The organism is Xanthomonas arboricola (assembly GCF_003353015.1).
In the GTDB taxonomy this organism is placed as follows: domain Bacteria; phylum Pseudomonadota; class Gammaproteobacteria; order Xanthomonadales; family Xanthomonadaceae; genus Xanthomonas; species Xanthomonas arboricola_E.
In genome coordinates this window covers 1329601-1345611 of record NZ_QREM01000009.1, presented here as the reverse complement: position 1 = coordinate 1345611, position 16011 = coordinate 1329601, and the positions used below count along the sequence as shown (strand labels likewise).

The following is a 16011-nucleotide window of genomic DNA, read 5'->3' as shown; positions in this document are numbered from 1 at the left end:
TCCAAACGGCGCTGAAGCGCAAGCTTTCGGTCGCCCTGGGAGGTAATCGACCGATGCGGATGCGTCGGTTGTAGAGCGGTTGATCTGCGGCTTGGCTGCAGGGTCCCTTGCCCGCCCGCCATCGCGGGACACGCCGTACATTCGTCCATCGCGGGCTCTTACGCGGCATCCATGCCGCACAAGAGCCCGCGATGGTGGGCGGACAAGGACCTGTCGAGATGGATCGGTGTGCAGGGTGCGAGCAATGCATGAGGTGCTTTTACTGCGCTAGCTCACATGTAATTCTGCGACCCGCATCAGCAGGCCAATGCAACTCGCGAGACCGCCAGCTTTTACGTACCTACCGACCAACGTCCCGGGGCGGTGTCCTTGTCGATTGCGGGACAGTGTGGCCGCATGCATGCCGCCACACTGTCCCCACCAGGCCCCCACGGACGGGTTCACGGCGTGTCCCGCAAGCGGTCGGGGCACCGCGCCTTCGACTCACCAGGGCTTTTGACCTCAACCTTCCGCTGCATCCAGGCGACGCGAACGCGTTGCCGCCATCGCTACAGCGTTCAAGGGGCTTTGCTGGCAGCTCTTGGCTACAGGGCTGCGCGTGCGGTCACAGGCCGATCGCCGCTGTAGCCCGATCGATCAACGGCGCGGTTGTGACGGGCCCGATGCCGCCGGGTCGGCTGCCGTGGTTTCCGTCTGCGGTGCAGCGTTGTCGTTGTCCTCTGGCCGCAGTGCATTTCCCGAGGTGGTGTCGATCAGGATCACCGGTACCTGCGAGCGTCGTCGCTGTTCCAGGCGATGCGGCAAGGGGTCCAGTGCCTGGCGCAAGGCGCTCAGTGCCGGGTCGACCCCGCGCAGCGGATACCACAGGCCGATCAGGCTGAAGTGCCGGCTGTAGCGCAGGGTCTGGGTGCTGCCCACCCACAGGGGTTGGGCGCCGGGTTGCAGGCGCGCGGCCGCCGGCCACAGGCGCAACACATGCACATGGCCGGGCGCGGCGTGACGCACCATCAGCAGGGCTTCGACCTGGGTGTCCAGCGTGGCCGGCAGGATCGGCGCCTCGTCCGGGCGGCCGCTGACATCGAGCAGATGCAGCGCCTGTTCCCAGCCGGCTTGCGGTTGCACCCGCCAGCCACGTGCTTCCAGCTGGCGCTGCAGCGGTGCCAGCGGGCCGGCCAGTTGCACGTCCAGCGGCCAGCGCTGGTCGTCGTCGAATTCGTTGCGGCGTGCGGGCAGCAGGCGCCACTGGCCGTTCCACCAGTCGCTGGCGGGCAATTCCATCAACAATGGCGGCGGCGGTTCGAACTTGGCCAGCTTGGTGTCCAGATTGCGCGGCGCGAACACGATCGCGCAGGTCAGGAACACACCGTAGAAGATCCACGAGACCGGCTTGACCCAGAACGCGCGGGTGGCCCGGCGGCGATAGGCGATGCCCAGCACCAGCAGCCAGAAGATGCCGAACAGCATGCCGCCGACCACGTCGCTGAGCCAGTGCGCGCCCAGGTACAGGCGCGCGAAGCCGATCAGCGACACCATCGCGCCACTGACCAGATACGGCCACACCCGGCGCCGGCCCGGCAGCTCGCGCGCGATCAGCAGCGCGAAGAAGCCGAAGCCGATCGTGGCCATGGTGACCGCCACCGACGGAAACCCGAAACCGCTGCTGGCCGCCGGCGGGCGCACCACCTGCACGGTGGCGCCCAGCAACTGGGTCAACGCCAGGCCGAAGGCCAGTGCGATCACCCAGTGCGTCACCGCCATCCAGCGGCGCCGCCAGGCCAGGTAGCCCATCGCCGCCGCGATCGCCGGCAGCAGCACCTGCCAGTCGCCCAGCGAGGCCAGTGCCACCATGGGGTAGTCGGCCAGCGGGTTGCGTAGTGCCAGCATCAGATCGTGCACGGCCAGGTCCACGCGCAGCGGCTCGCCATGCGCCAGCACCACCATCAGCAACACGAACCAGCCCCAGCCCAGCAGCAACAGCATCAAGGCCATCATCGCCAGCGGCACCGACTCGCGGCGGCGCGGGTCGAACACGCTGACCGACCAGTTACCCAGTACCGGATGCCGATGCGACCATTCCAGCAGCCGCGCCAGCAGGGCATCCAGATGGCCGGCCGACCAGCGGTAGGAGTACAGCACCATCGCCCAGGCCAGGCCGATCACTGCGGCCAGCAAGGTGACCACCACGAACAGGCGGCCGGCCACCGCGGCCACCGCGTCGTAGGCGGTGCCCAGCACCCAGCCGGGCACCAGGAACAACAGCGCCCAGGAGATGCAGGCCAGGCTGCTGGCGACCAGATAACGCTTGAACGGCATGTGCGACATGCCGGCGATGGCCGGCACGAATGGCCGCACTGCGCCCACGTAACGGGCGATCAGGATGCTCTTGAAGGCATTGCGCCGAAACAGGAGCTCGCCGCGCTCCAGCAGTTGCGGGTAGCGACGGAACGGCCAGTAGGTGTGCAACTGGTGACCCCAACGATGGCCGACCCAGAAGCTCAGCACATCGCCAACGAAGGCGCCCAGCGCGGCGCAGGCCACCGCATACGGACCGTTGATCTGGCCCAGCCCGATCAGCACGCCGATGGCGAACAGCAACGGCAGCGCCGGCACGATGGCGCCGAGCACGATCACCGCATCGGAAAATGCGATGGCAAAGATCGCCACGCCAGCCAGGGTGGGGTGGTGTCCGATCCACTCCAGCGTGGCGTCGATCCATGAATTCATCCGGCGATTATAGGTGGGCATGGCGACGAGATGACCCCGCCGCCATCACATCGGCCTGTCCGCTTCACCTCAGGTTGCGAGCGGACAAGACCGCACGCGTAACGCGCGCTGCGACGATGCCGGCGCCCCGCCTACAATGGGGGATGAGTGACGATCCCGCCGCCAATCTGCCGCTGAAGTCCGATACCTTCGGGCGCATCCTGTTGATCCGCGAGGCCGATCGCCTGTTCGTGCGGCGCGATCTGAGCGTGGCGCCGCGGCTGTTGCGCGGCGTCGCGTGGTGGCTGGCACGGCGCGAGGCGTTGGCGCTGCGCCAGCTGGACGGCCTGCCGCGCACCCCGCGTCTGCTCCACTGGGACGGGCGCCATCTGGATCGCAGCTACCTGGCCGGCGATGCGATGTACCGGCGCCCGCCGCGCGGCGATCTGGCCTACTTCCGCAGTGCGCGCAAGCTGTTGCAGCAGTTGCACCGGCGCGGCGTGGCGCACAACGACCTGGCCAAGGAAGCCAACTGGCTGGTGCAGGACGACGGCAGCCCGGCGGTCATCGATTTCCAGCTGGCGGTACGCGGCAATCCCCGCGCACCCTGGATGCGCCTGCTTGCCCGCGAGGACCTGCGTCACCTGCTCAAGCACAAGCGCATGTATTGCCCGGCCGCGCTCACCCCGGTGGAACGCCGCGTGCTCAAGCGCACCTCCTGGGTACGCAAGCTGTGGTTCGCCACCGGCAAACCGGTCTACCGCTTCGTGACCCGCCGCGTGCTGCACTGGGAAGACAACGAGGGGCAGGGGCCGAAGCCCTGAAGTGCCGGGATTGGGGAGTTGGGATTGGGGATTCGCAACGGCGCATGGCTTGGGCTGTGGGTTGGTCGATGCGAGGGGTGAGGCGACACGCTTTTGCGAATCCGAAAGCTCAAATCCCGCACCGTTCTTGCGCGGGTTATAAGCTTTTGCGAATCCCCAATCCCAAATCCCCAATCCCATGACCCTAAACGGCAAAACCCTCTTCATCACCGGTGCCTCGCGCGGGATTGGCTTGGCGATTGCGTTGCGGGCGGCGCGGGATGGGGCCAATGTGGCGATTGCGGCCAAGTCGGCGGTGGCCAATCCCAAGTTGCCCGGCACCATCCACAGCGCGGCCGCGGCGGTGACGGCGGCCGGTGGGCAGGCGCTGGCACTCAAGTGCGATATCCGCGACGACGACCAGGTGCGTGCGGCCGTGGCCGCCACGGTCGAGGCGTTTGGCGGCATCGATATCCTGGTCAACAACGCCAGTGCGATCTGGTTGCGCGGCACGCTGGACACGCCGATGAAGCGCTTCGATCTGATGCAGCAGGTCAACGCGCGCGGCAGTTTTCTGTGTGCACAGGCATGCCTGCCGTATCTGTTGCAGGCGCCCAATCCGCACATCCTCACGCTGGCGCCGCCACCGTCCTTGAACCCGGCGTGGTGGGGCGCGCATACCGGCTACACCCTGGCAAAGATGGGCATGAGCCTGGTGACCCTGGGGCTGGCAGCCGAATTCGGCCCGCAAGGCGTGGCGATCAATGCGCTGTGGCCACGCACCGTGATCGCCACCGATGCGATCAACATGATCGACGGCGTGGACGCGGCCGCGTGCCGCCGGCCGGAGATCATGGCCGGCGCGGCGCACGCGGTGCTGACGCGTGAGGCGGCTGGATTCCATGGCCAGTTCCTGATCGACGACGACGTCCTGGCCCAGGCCGGCATCACCGACCTGAGCGGCTACGCGGTCGACCCGTCGCGTGCGCTGCTGCCGGACCTGTTTCTCGACTGAGCGCGGCCAACATCACGGCCCGCGCCCGTTGGCGGGAGACGGAGCGCGACCGGGCGTTGGCCGCGCAGTTGCCGCGAGTGCGGGTGCGGCCGACCAGCGGCCGCGCCGTGGCGGCCCAGCTGGAGGTCGGAGCTGGAGCGCGCACACCCGGTTCACCGTCGGGTTTGCTATGGTGTGCGGCTGAAACCGTTTCCAACAAGGATGTACCGCGCGTGTCTTCGAAGTTTCGTGTGCTTGTTCTGGCCGCCTGCGTGTCCGTCCTGGTGGCCGCCTGTGGCGGCAGGTCGCAGCAGCCTGCAAGCGGTGCCGATACCAAAACGACCGGAAGACAGCCGGACGCCCTGCAAGGCGTGACTGCCAAGCTCGGCGCCTATATCGACTGCTTCAACCGCGTCAACGCGAAAGTGCACGCCGGCGCCAGGTACTACACCGGCTGGATGCAGGACCCGTTTGCCGGCCCGACCGGTGGCGAGTCCGGCATGACCGGTCCGTACGATATCGACGATGGCGACATGCAGCAGTGCGACGCGCCGGTCAGCGCGGCCGCTGTGGCAAAGCCAGCGCTGCCGACGCTGGACAAGGCAGCAGGCGACTATCGCGCGGCATTGAAGGCACTGCAGCCGATCAGTCACGCAGTGGCCGATTACTACACCCGCCAGGATTACGAGGACGACCAGTTTGCCAAGGGCAAGCAGCTGCACCCGCAGCTGATGGAGGCACTGTCCACCTACGCCGATGCCAGCGCCGCCTTCAGCGCCGAACTGGACGTGCAAAACGATGCGGCGCAACGCGAAAAACTCAAGACGCTGGAGCAGGGCGAAGGCCGCACACGCGAGTATTACCGGCTGGCGATGATGCTCGACGCCAAGCAGATCGCCGATGCACTGGAAGAAGAGCAGTTCGACGTGCCACGAGCCAACGCGCTGCTGGACGGTTTCAACCGTCTCTCCGATGAAGCGCACGCCAAGGTGGCCGACCAGGAGCCGGGCAAGCTGGACTGGAACAGCTTCGAAACCGCTGCAGAAACCTTCCGCAGACAAGCCAAGGCGCGGGTGAAGCGCGTGGTCGAGAAAACGCCCTACAGCAAGATGGAGCAGGGCTGGCTGGATAGCCCCTCGCTGGCGCCGGAAGGCTCGCCGCGCAAGTTGCTCAACGCCTATAACGCGCTGGTGTTCCAAAGCAATCGCCAGTAATCAGTGCTGTTTCCAGCCATCGCGCGCGTGCCGGGCGACTGGCTGCGCCGGATGCCTTTCCGCCGCACGCTGCGGCGCCACCTTCTTCAACCCATCAATGGAACACAAGATGACCCACCAACTTCGTCATGCGCCGCTCGCCGCGGCGATCGCGTTTGCCGCACTGCTTGCCGGCTGCCAGAAAAACGCGCCCGCCGCCGCGGTGGAAGGCGCCGACAAGATCAATGCCTACATCACCTGCTTCAACGGTGTCGAGCAGCCGATCCATGAGAGCTACCAGCAATACATCGGCTGGATGCAGGACCCCGAGGCGGGCCCGACCGGCAAGGAAAGCGGTATCCATGCACCGGGCACGGTGCTGTCGCATCACGTGGACGAATGCGGGGCGCCGATGACCGCGGCACTGGCGCAAACGCCCGCCAACCCCCAGCTCGATCCGGTGGCCAAGACCTATCAGGAACGCTTCACCACGCTCAACGAACGTATCGGCGAAGCGGTGCGCTACTACGATCGCGAGGAGTATCTGCGCGATGACGGCAAGGGCATGAAGGCACTGCACGCGCCGTTGATGCAGGCCTATCACGCATTCTTCGAAGCCGGCGAAGCGATGAATGCCGCACTCGAACGCAACGAAGACATGCGTCGCCAGGCGCAGATCGATGCGATCGAAAAGGAAGAAGGCCGCAGCGCCTCCTGGTATCACCTGAAGATCATCGGCGAAGGCAAGCAGCTGGTGCAGGTGCTCGACAGCGAGACGCCGGATCTTGCCGCAGCGCAATCCCAGCTCGCACGCTACCAGGGCATCCTGGAAGAGGCGCAGAAGGCCAAGATCGGCCAGGGCGATGCGATGTGGGGCCACATGGAGCGTTCTGCCGACAAGCTGGCACGCGAGTCGGGACGACTGGTCGAGCGTATCCGCACCAAGACACCATTGAACAAGAGCGAGCAGATGCTGCTGGAAAGCGGCTCGCTCCCACCGGGCGGTACGCGCCAGGCCGTGCTGGCCAGCTACAACGATCTGATCGACATGAGCAATCGCATGTCGCATTGATGCTGCGCGCTCTTCACTGCTGCGTTGTCAAATCGCATCGCACAGTGACTGGCAGGNCGCCAGGCCGTGCTGGCCAGCTACAACGATCTGATCGACATGAGCAATCGCATGTCGCATTGATGCTGCGCGCTCTTCACTGCTGCGTTGTCAAATCGCATCGCACAGTGACTGGCAGGTTCCACACTCAGCGCTATTCCGAATGGCCGCCAAATCTTGAGTTGGTCTGGAGCCGCGTTGGTCGAGGGCGCGGTGCCCTCACCGCTCGCGGGACACGCAGTGAAGCCGTCCGTAGGGGCTCGGTGGCGGCATCCATGCCGCCACACGGTCCCGCAACCGGTGAGGACACCGCACCAGAAAGTTGGTCGGTGACTGGATGAAAGCCAGCCTGTTGATCGCGTTGTGTTGGAAAGTTGGCAGGATCCGCCGTTATCAGAAAACGCACGCCATGCATTGCTTGGACCACACACACCGACCATCTCGACGGGTCCTTGTCCGCTCGCCCTCGCGGGACCTTACGCGGCATGGATGCCGCGTAAGAGCCTACAAGGACGTACTTGCGGCGTGTCCCGCGAGGGTGGGCGGGCAAGGGCCCTGCAACCAAGCCGCAGATCAGCCGCTCCACACCTGATCCACCCGCACTGCCCAACCACTCCAAACCACTCCAAGACAATTTAGCCGTTGGAGAGTTCCGGCAGCGGTTCGGCACATTGCCGGCAGTAACGTGCGTCCGGCGCATGGCCTTCCAGCCCGCACCGCGGACAGTTGCGGGTATCGCGCTTGCCGGCGTGGCCGCCCTCGCGCAGCGAGCTGGCCAGTTCGGCGGTGTAGATGCCGGTGGGCACGGCGATGATGCTGTAGCCGATCAGGATCAGTGCCGAGGTGACGAAGCGGCCCAGCGTGGTCTGTGGCACCAGGTCGCCGAAGCCCACCGTGGCCATGGTCACGATGGCCCAGTACATGCTGGTCGGGATGCTGGTGAAGCCGTGTTGCGGGCCTTCGATCACATACATCGTGGCGCCGGCAATCACGGTGATGGTGAGCACGCTGAACAGGAACACCAGCACCTTGCGCCGGCTGCGCCAGAGCGCGTTCACCAGCTGCCCGCTTTCCTCGATGTAGCGGGTGAGCTTGAGGATGCGGAACAGGCGCAGGATGCGCAGCACGCGCACCACCAGCAGCGTCTGCGCGCCGGGGACGAAGAACGACAGGTAGCTGGGCAGGATGGAGAGCAGGTCGATCACGCCCCAGATGCTGAGGGCGTAATGCAGCGGGCGCCGCACCACCGCCAGGCGCAACGCGTATTCGACCGTGAACAGCACCGTGAACGCCCATTCCAGCGGCACCAGCCAGTGCGCCGAATGCGAATGGATGCGCGGCACGCTGTCGATCATGATCACCACCACGCTGGTGAGGATCGCCATCACCAGCATCAGGTCGAAATTGCGCGAGGGACGGGTGTCGTGCCGGTAGATGATGTCAAACCACTGCCGGCGCCAGCCGTCGTCGGTGGCGGGAGTGAGCTGGGGATCGGAGAAAGGGCGCATCCGTGCATTGTGCCGCAGGCCGGCGAATGCGCGAGAATGCGCGTTCTCCCTCCGCTTCTGCGACCCACCATCATGAGCACCGTTGCCGATTCGCCCCTGTCCCTCGCGCACTACTACCTGCCGGTGTACCGCCCGCGCCAGGTGGTGCTGGAGCGTGGCCAGGGCAGTCGCGTGTGGGACGACCAGGGCCGCGAGTATGTGGATCTGTCCGCCGGCATCGCGGTCAACGGGCTGGGCCACAACGATCCGGACCTGATGGCCGCGCTGACCGAGCAGGCCGGCAAGCTATGGCACACCAGCAACGTGTTCTTCAGCGCACCGCCGCTGCAGCTGGCCGAAGAGCTGGTGACCGCCTCGCGCTTCGCGCACAAGGTGTTCCTGTGCAATTCGGGGACCGAGGCCAACGAAGCGGCGATCAAGCTGGTGCGCAAGTGGGCCAGCGCTCAGGGCCGCGCGGCCGACAGGCGCGTGATCGTGACCTTCCGCGGCAGCTTCCACGGGCGCACCCTGGCCGCGGTCACCGCAACCGCTCAGCCCAAGTACCAGGAAGGCTACGAGCCACTGCCTGGCGGGTTTCGCTATGTGGACTTCAACGACGTGGCGGCACTGGAGGCGGCCATGGCCTCGGGCGACGTGGCCGCGGTGATGGTCGAGCCGATCCAGGGCGAGGGCGGGGTGATGCCGGCCGTGCCGGGTTTCCTGAGCCGCGTGCGCGCGCTGTGCGACCAGCACGATGCGCTGCTGGTGCTGGACGAGATCCAGTGCGGCATGGGCCGCACCGGCACGCTGTTCGCGCATTGGCAGGAGCAGGTGACGCCGGACATCGTGACGCTGGCCAAGGCGCTGGGTGGCGGCTTCCCGATCGGCGCAATGCTGGCCGGCCCGAAGGTGGCCGAGACCATGCAGTTCGGCGCGCACGGCACCACCTTCGGCGGTAATCCGCTGGCCGCGGCGGTGGCGCGCGTGGCGCTGCGCAAGCTGGCTTCGCCGCAGATCGCCGAGAATGTGGAGCGTCAGTCGGCGGCGCTGCGCGCCGGCCTGGAGGCGCTCAATGCCGAGTTCGGCCTGTTCGCGCAGATCCGCGGACGCGGCCTGATGCTGGGCGCGGTGCTGGCACCGGCGCATGCCGGGCAGGCCGGCGCGATCCTGGATTTTGCGGCCAAGCATGGTGTGTTGCTGTTGCAGGCGGGGCCGGATGTGCTGCGCTTCGTGCCGGCACTGAATCTGACCGATGCCGAGTTGGCCGATGGCCTGGCGCGCCTGCGCCTGGCCGTTGCCGAGTACGCCGCGCAGAAGTGATCGGCCTCTGCGCTTCCTTGCGCCATCGCGGCCGGCGCTGTGCCGGTGAGCGTGGTTGGGGAGGAGGTGCAGGTCGTTGTGTTTCCCGATTTGCGCCAGGCCCTGTCAGGAGCCGTGGCGTTGCTGCCGCACGTACCTGCGCGGCAGTTGCAGGATCTGCATGAAGACCGCGTTGCGTAGCTGATGCGGATTGCGTATCGCGCGATGCTGCCCTCTTGCAGCAGCGATTGGATAACGGCGGGGGGCATGGAGGTTTGAGTTTTATCGCTCTACCGTACCCTCACCCCAACCCCTCTCCCGACGGGAGAGGGGCTCGCTTCTGCGTTCGTCGTTAACCCGACACCGACTCTAGGCGCCAACGCGGTCCCTGATCGTGGACGCCGAAGCGTCAATGCTGCGAGCAGCGTCTTGCGTCACCCCGAGAGAGTGACAGGTGTTCCGCGATGCTCAAAGATTCCCGATTCCCGATTCCCGATTCCCGATTCCCGATTCCCGATTCCCCAATCCCCAATCCCCAATCCCCAATCCCGGCCCTTCACCCCAGCCCGTACCGCTTCAACACCCTCCGCAATCCACGCGCATCGCGCACCGTGTCCGCATGCAGGCCGGCGGCACGTGCGCCGCGCACGTTGACGAACAGGTCGTCGACAAACAAGGTGCGCGACGCGGTCGCATCGAGCCGCGCGAGCGCGCGCTGATACACATGCAGCTCCGGCTTGCGGCCGCCGAGGGCGCCACTGCACAGCACGCGGCCCTGCAATAGCGGAAACAACGACGGCACGATCCGCTCCATCGCTTCCGCCATCAACGGCCCGTTGTTGGTGAGCACCGCTACCGCGGTCGTTGCAGACACCGCCATTACCTGTGCCCCTATCGCCGGGTCGGCGCGGCACGCCGCCACGCGCGCATCGATCCAGGTGGCGCGATCGATCATGCCGCCAAGCCCCTCGCCGAGCTGCGCCAGATAGGCCGACGTGTCGATCGCGCCGGCATCGTAGGCGCGCTCAAGGCCCTGCTCGAACAAGACCTGTTGCACACGCTGCGGCGTGCATCCCGCCGCAGCGGCCAGCGCGGCCAGACGGCGCGGCCGCGCGTAGCTGGCCAGCACGCCGTCGAAGTCGAGCAGTAACAGGGCCGGTACGGCAGGCGGCATGAGCAGACTCGGGATGCGGCTGCGCAGCGTTGTCGATTCGGCGCGGCATGGCAAGTGCGCAGTACCTGGTATGCCGGGGGTGCCCGCAGGTGGGTGGGGAACGCGCCTATTCAGATCGTTGAATCCGGCAGCGACCTACCCACCCGCACCGCCCCTACCCTCCGCGCGGCGCGTGGAGCGGAACTGCGCTGGGTATGGTCGATGCATGCCGCATCCGCGGTGTCAGCCGGTCTTGGGGAGCGGGCCCGGTCACTCAGCACGTCACACCATCCAGGGGGTCGATTGCATGCGCAAGCGCTTGAACACCGATCAATTGGCGGCGTCGGTTGCCGCCATTCTCACCACCGCCACGCGTGGTCGCACGCTGGCCTCGATGACCTTGGCGCTGGCTGGCGCACACAGCCTGCCGGTCCTGGCACAGGAAGCGCGCACGCTGGACGCGATCAGCGTGGTCGGCACCGGCTCCACGCGCACCACCGCCTCCATCTCCGTCGACGACATCCAGGCACAGGTGCCCGGCGTGGCGCCGCAGCAGCTACTGGCCAGCCTGCCGGGCGTGAATGTCCAGACCACCGATCCGTTCGGGCTGTACGAGTTCGGCGACTCGATGACCATCCGCGGCTTTTCCGCCAACCAGATCGGCGTGACCCTGGACGGCATCCCGATCGAAACCTTCGACACCCGCGAAGGCGGCCCGATCACCCGTTACGTGTCCAGCGAGAACCTGCTCGACGTCACCGTGTCGGCCGGCTCCGGCGATGTCACCCAGCCTTCGTACCACGCACTGGGCGGCGCGATCCGTTACACCAGCCTGCCACCGAAGGGCGGCGACAGCTGGAGCGGCAACCTCACCCAGACCATCGGCTCGGACGATCTGGTGCGCAGCTTCGTGCGCCTGGATACGCCGGACTGGTGGGACGGCGGCCCCAGCGCGTACCTGTCTGCCTCGCGTACACAGGGCGGGGTGTGGGACATGGAGCCGGCCACGCAGAAGAGCGATCACTTCGAAGCCAAGATCCGACAGGCCTGGGACGTGGGCAGCCTGACCCTGGGCTGGATCTACAACAACCGCAAGGACTACGACGTGCAGTCGTACAACTCCGACGGGTCGGTGGCGTGGGATCTGCATGAACGCATCACCGGCAATCCGGAAGTGGATGCCGAGCATTACAGCGAATGGAAGAACGGCCGCCGCGATTCGCTGCTCAGCCTGCACGGCGATTTCCTGTTCAACGATGCGATCGGTGTCACCTTCACCGGCTACTACGAAAACAAGCATGGTTATGGCGTCGGCGGCACGCCGCCGAGCACCGCCACCGGCCTGTACAACGACGCCATCGCCGGCACGCCGGGTCGCACCGATATCGCCATCAACGACCCGCAGATCGTCGATGCCAACGGCAATGTCATCCGCGTCGGTGCGATGACCCGGCGCGAGGAAATCATGGGCGGCGATCGCTACGGCGTAACCAGCGCAGTGTCGTGGGAGACCGAGCACAACAAGCTCGAAGTCGGTGCGTGGTACGAAAACTACGACTTCGACCAGGTGCGCCCGCTGTACAACCTGGACCCGGCCACCGGCGCGCTGCTGAAGGGCGCGTTGCCGATCGTGGTCTATTACGACAATCACTTCTCCACCGAGGTGAAGCAGCTCTACATCAAGGACACGCTGCGCCTGCTCGATGACCGGCTCACCATGGAATTCGGCGCCAAGGGGCTGGATGTCAAACGCGATTACAACGGCATCGCCAATCTCGATGATTTCAATGTCGGCGTGCGCCGCGATGTCACCATCAAGAACAGCGACTGGTTCCAGCCCCAGGTCGGCGCCAGCTTCCAGCTTGCCGAGGGTGTGCAGGTGTTTGCCAACTATGCGGAGAACTTCAGCTCGGCGCCGCGGCTGGCGCTGACCTCGGGCGCGTTCAACCCGGATATCGCGCCGGAGGAATCCACCAATATCGATATCGGCATCCGCGCCGAATCCAGCCAGTGGAGCGGCTACGTCGCCGCCTACAAGATCGATTACGAAAACCGCATCATCGCGCTGACCGACCCGGACCCGCTGGTGGTCGCGCCCACCGTCTACGCCAACGTCGGCGACGTGCAGACCTACGGGGCGGAAGTGTCCGGCATGTGGAAGCCGGCGCCGGGCTGGCGGCTGGGCGCCTCGTTGACCTGGAACAAGTCCGAGTTCCAGGACAACTATTTCGGCCCGGTCAGCGGCAGCCTGGTGCAGGTGGAAGGCAACGAAGTGCCGGACTCGCCCAAGGTGATGTTCAGCCTCAACGGCGGTTGGGAGGGCGAGCATTTCTTCGCCAACCTCGACACCAAATACACCGGCAAGCGCTACGGCGACACGCTCAATACCGACCAGGTCGATGCCACCTTCATCGTCAACGGCAGCGTCGGCTATCAGGGCGAGGACAGCGGCTTTCTTGCAGGCGGCAGATTGCAGTTGTCGGTCTACAACCTGTTCGACAAGGACGATGCAATCGGCGCGGTGTTCCCGAACGAAAGTTCCGGTTCGTACCAGCTGATCGCCCCACGCCAGCTGTTCGCCAGCCTGGCCTACACGTTCTGAGGGAGTGATGTGGCCGGCGTCACTGCCGGCCGCACCATCGGTGGTGTCCGTCGGACTCGATCCATGACATGCAAGGACTACGCGTTGATGCAAGGCAACCACTCTGGGGCGATGACACGGCGGCAACTGCTGGCGCGCATCGGCATGACCGCTGGCGGCGCGATGATGTATCAGGCGATGAGCAGCCTGGGCATGGCGGCCGAATCCGATTTCAAGGGGCCGCTGCAGCTGGATGGCGACCCGAAGGGCGCCTCGGTGCTGATCTTGGGGGCGGGGCTGGCCGGCATGGCGGCGGCCTTCGAACTGCACAAGGCGGGGTACCGCGTGCAGTTGCTGGAATACAACGACCGCCCCGGCGGGCGTAACTGGACGCTGCGCGGCGGCGACCGCTACACAGAGCTCGGCGGGGCAACGCAACACTGCCAGTTCGATGACGGGCTGTATCTCAATCCGGGGCCGTGGCGCATTCCGCATCACCACAAGGCGGTGCTGGGTTACTGCAAACAATTCGGCGTGGCGCTGGAGGCGTTCAACCAGGTCAACTACAACGCGCTGTTGCACAGCCAGCAAGGCTTTGGCGGCAAACCGCAGCGCTTTCGCGCCATCGATGCCGATTACAAGGGCCACGTGTCCGAGTTGCTGGCCAAGTGCACCCAGCAGCAGGCGCTGGACACGAGCGTGAGCCGCGAAGACCAGGAAGTGCTGCTGGAATCCCTGCGCACCTGGGGCGCGCTCGACCAGAAGTTCGGCTACGTCAAGGGCAAGGACAGCAGCGAGCGGCGCGGTTTCGCGCGGTATCCCGGTGGCGGCCTGTCGGGCAAGCCGGAGTTCTCCGATCCGTTCAGCGTGCAGGACGTGTTGCGCTCGCGTCTGTGGACCACGCTGGCGGCCGGCAACAACTACGAAATGCAGACCACCATGTTCCAGCCGGTGGGCGGCATGGACCAGATCGGCAAGGCATTTGCGTCCCGGCTCGGCGATGCCATCACCTACAACGCCAAGGTCACCAGGATCGATCAGGACGGCAACGGTGTGCGCGTGTCCTGGCAGGATGCCGCGCACGGCGGCGAAGAACGCATCGCCAGCGCCGATTGGTGCATCTGCACGATTCCGTTGTCGGTACTCAGCCGCATTCCGGTCACCGCCAGTGACGCGATGACCACCGCGATCGGCCAGGTGCCGTATGCGGCATCGGTGAAGGTGGGCCTGCAATTCAAGCGCCGCTTCTGGGAAGAGGACGAGGCCATCTACGGCGGCATCAGCTATACCGATCTGCCGATCACCCTGATCAGCTATCCCAGCACCAACTATCACAGTCCCGGCAAGGGCGTGCTGCTCGGTGCGTATGTGTGGGGACTGGATGCCTACCAGTTCACCTCGATGTCCCCGGAGCAGCGCGTGCGCAAGGCGGTCGAGTACGGCACGCAGCTGCATCCGCAGTATCCGCGCGAGTTCGAGAACGGTGTTTCGGTCGGCTGGCACCGCGTGCCGTTCACGCACGGCTGCTTCGGCATGTGGAGCGAGCAGGCGCGTGCCGAACACTACACGCCGCTGTGCCAGATCGACGGGCGCCTGGCGCTGGCCGGTGAACACGTCTCCTATATCCCGGCCTGGCAGGAAGGCGCGATCCTGTCCGCGCACGATGTCGTGGGCCGTCTGCATCGCAGGGTGCTGGCCGGAGGAGGTCGCGCATGAGCCTGTCATCACGAATGGTCGTAGCCACGTTCGTCGCTGCAATCGCTGCGTTGCTGGTGCCGCCAGGCGCCCACGATGCGCGGGCGCAGAGCTCCGATGCCACCCAGCTGTTCCCGCAACAGGGCTTTGCCAAGGCATCCGGCCAGGACGTCTACCAGGCAATCTGCCAGGGCTGCCACATGCCGGGCGGTCGCGGTGCGCAGGGTGCGGGCGACTACCCCGCGCTTGCCGGCAACCCCAAGCTGGCCGCCGGCCCCTACGTCACCATGATGGTGCTCGACGGCCATGCGGGCATGCCCGGGTTCGGTGAGATGCTCAACGACCGCCAGGTGGCCGAGGTGGTGAGTTATGTGCGCACGCACTTCGGCAACGCTCATGCCGAGCGCGTCACCGTCGAGGACGTCAAATTGCTGCGCCACTGATTCTCCCTTTCTCTCTCATGCAAGGAGTTGCCATGTTCCGTCCAGTGACCACCGTTCTCGCTGCTGCCCTGCTGTGGTCTGCGGGGCTCGCCGCTGCGCATGCCGCCGAGGTGATCCGCCACAAGATCCCCAACAGCGATTTCCCCATCGCCGCCGCGGTGGAGATTCCCGCCGGCAAGGCCACCGTCTATGTCAGCGGCAAGGTGCCGGCGGTGGTGGATGCCAGCGCACCGAAGGATTCGATTGCCGCCTACGGCGACACCAAGGCGCAGACGGTGAGCGTGTTGAACCAGATCAAGCAGCAACTCGCGGCGCTCGGCCTGGGGATGGGCGATGTGGTGAAGATGCAGGTGTTTCTGGTCGGCGATCCGGCCATGGGCGGCAAGATGGATTTCAACGGTTTCATGGAGGGGTACCGCCAGTTCTTCGGCACCAAGGAGCAGCCCAACCTGCCGGCGCGCTCGGCCTTCCAGATCGCCGCGCTCGGCAATCCGCTGTATCGGGTGGAAATCGAAGTGGTCGCCGTTCGTCCCTGAATCCGTGCTGTCGTCC

Annotated in this window: 12 protein-coding genes; 9 read left to right on the top strand and 3 right to left on the bottom strand. The window is 66.0% G+C overall.

Features of this window, described 5'->3' with window-relative positions; all coding sequences use genetic code 11:
• Positions 1–636 precede the first annotated feature (636 nt).
• On the bottom strand, positions 637–2724 hold the full coding sequence (locus tag C0541_RS16335) for a bifunctional DedA family/phosphatase PAP2 family protein (protein WP_115049902.1): 2088 nt from the start codon (positions 2722–2724) through the stop codon (positions 637–639).
• Between the two features lie 143 nt (positions 2725–2867).
• Between C0541_RS16335 and C0541_RS16330 the strand changes: the two genes are divergently transcribed.
• From C0541_RS16330 to C0541_RS16315, 4 genes are all read left to right on the top strand, one after another.
• Positions 2868–3527 (top strand): serine/threonine-protein kinase, encoded by a 660-nt coding sequence (locus C0541_RS16330; protein ID WP_115049900.1) that lies wholly within the window; start codon positions 2868–2870, stop codon positions 3525–3527.
• Positions 3528–3705: 178 nt separating this feature from the next.
• On the top strand, positions 3706–4521 hold the full coding sequence (locus C0541_RS16325; protein ID WP_115049897.1) for an SDR family oxidoreductase: 816 nt from the start codon (positions 3706–3708) through the stop codon (positions 4519–4521).
• Positions 4522–4733: 212 nt separating this feature from the next.
• Positions 4734–5714 carry a YiiG family protein gene (locus tag C0541_RS16320; protein ID WP_115049895.1) on the top strand — a complete coding sequence of 327 codons (981 nt, stop codon included), beginning with the start codon at positions 4734–4736 and terminating at the stop codon, positions 5712–5714.
• 109 nt (positions 5715–5823) lie between these two features.
• A complete protein-coding gene (locus tag C0541_RS16315; RefSeq protein WP_238601344.1) occupies positions 5824–6765 on the top strand; it encodes a YiiG family protein in 942 nt (313 codons plus the stop codon).
• A gap of 671 nt (positions 6766–7436) precedes the next feature.
• On the opposite strand, the gene C0541_RS16305 is transcribed toward C0541_RS16315, so the two are convergent.
• A complete protein-coding gene (locus tag C0541_RS16305) occupies positions 7437–8309 on the bottom strand; it encodes an ion transporter (protein ID WP_115049891.1) in 873 nt (290 codons plus the stop codon).
• 72 nt (positions 8310–8381) lie between these two features.
• On the opposite strand from C0541_RS16305, the gene C0541_RS16300 reads away from it, so the two are divergent.
• Complete coding sequence (locus tag C0541_RS16300; protein WP_115049889.1) at positions 8382–9608, top strand: acetylornithine transaminase; 1227 nt, start codon at positions 8382–8384, stop codon at positions 9606–9608.
• Between the two features lie 535 nt (positions 9609–10143).
• Here the strand turns inward: C0541_RS16300 and C0541_RS16295 are convergent.
• The gene (locus C0541_RS16295) at positions 10144–10761 is read right to left on the bottom strand and encodes an HAD-IA family hydrolase (RefSeq protein WP_115049887.1); all 618 of its coding nucleotides are present in this window, start codon (positions 10759–10761) and stop codon (positions 10144–10146) included.
• Between the two features lie 298 nt (positions 10762–11059).
• Between C0541_RS16295 and C0541_RS16290 the strand changes: the two genes are divergently transcribed.
• From C0541_RS16290 to C0541_RS16275, 4 genes are all read left to right on the top strand, one after another.
• Positions 11060–13342, top strand: coding sequence for a TonB-dependent receptor (locus C0541_RS16290; protein WP_193725953.1), 2283 nt, complete (start codon positions 11060–11062; stop codon positions 13340–13342).
• 87 nt (positions 13343–13429) lie between these two features.
• Entirely contained in the window at positions 13430–15037 is a 1608-nt protein-coding gene (locus C0541_RS16285) for a flavin monoamine oxidase family protein (RefSeq protein ID WP_161960136.1), read from the top strand.
• Positions 15034–15459 carry a c-type cytochrome gene (locus tag C0541_RS16280; RefSeq protein ID WP_115049881.1) on the top strand — a complete coding sequence of 142 codons (426 nt, stop codon included), beginning with the start codon at positions 15034–15036 and terminating at the stop codon, positions 15457–15459. The genes C0541_RS16285 and C0541_RS16280 overlap by 4 nt, the downstream gene beginning before the upstream one ends.
• A gap of 32 nt (positions 15460–15491) precedes the next feature.
• On the top strand, positions 15492–15995 hold the full coding sequence (locus C0541_RS16275) for a RidA family protein (RefSeq protein WP_115049879.1): 504 nt from the start codon (positions 15492–15494) through the stop codon (positions 15993–15995).
• Positions 15996–16011: the final 16 nt, after the last annotated feature.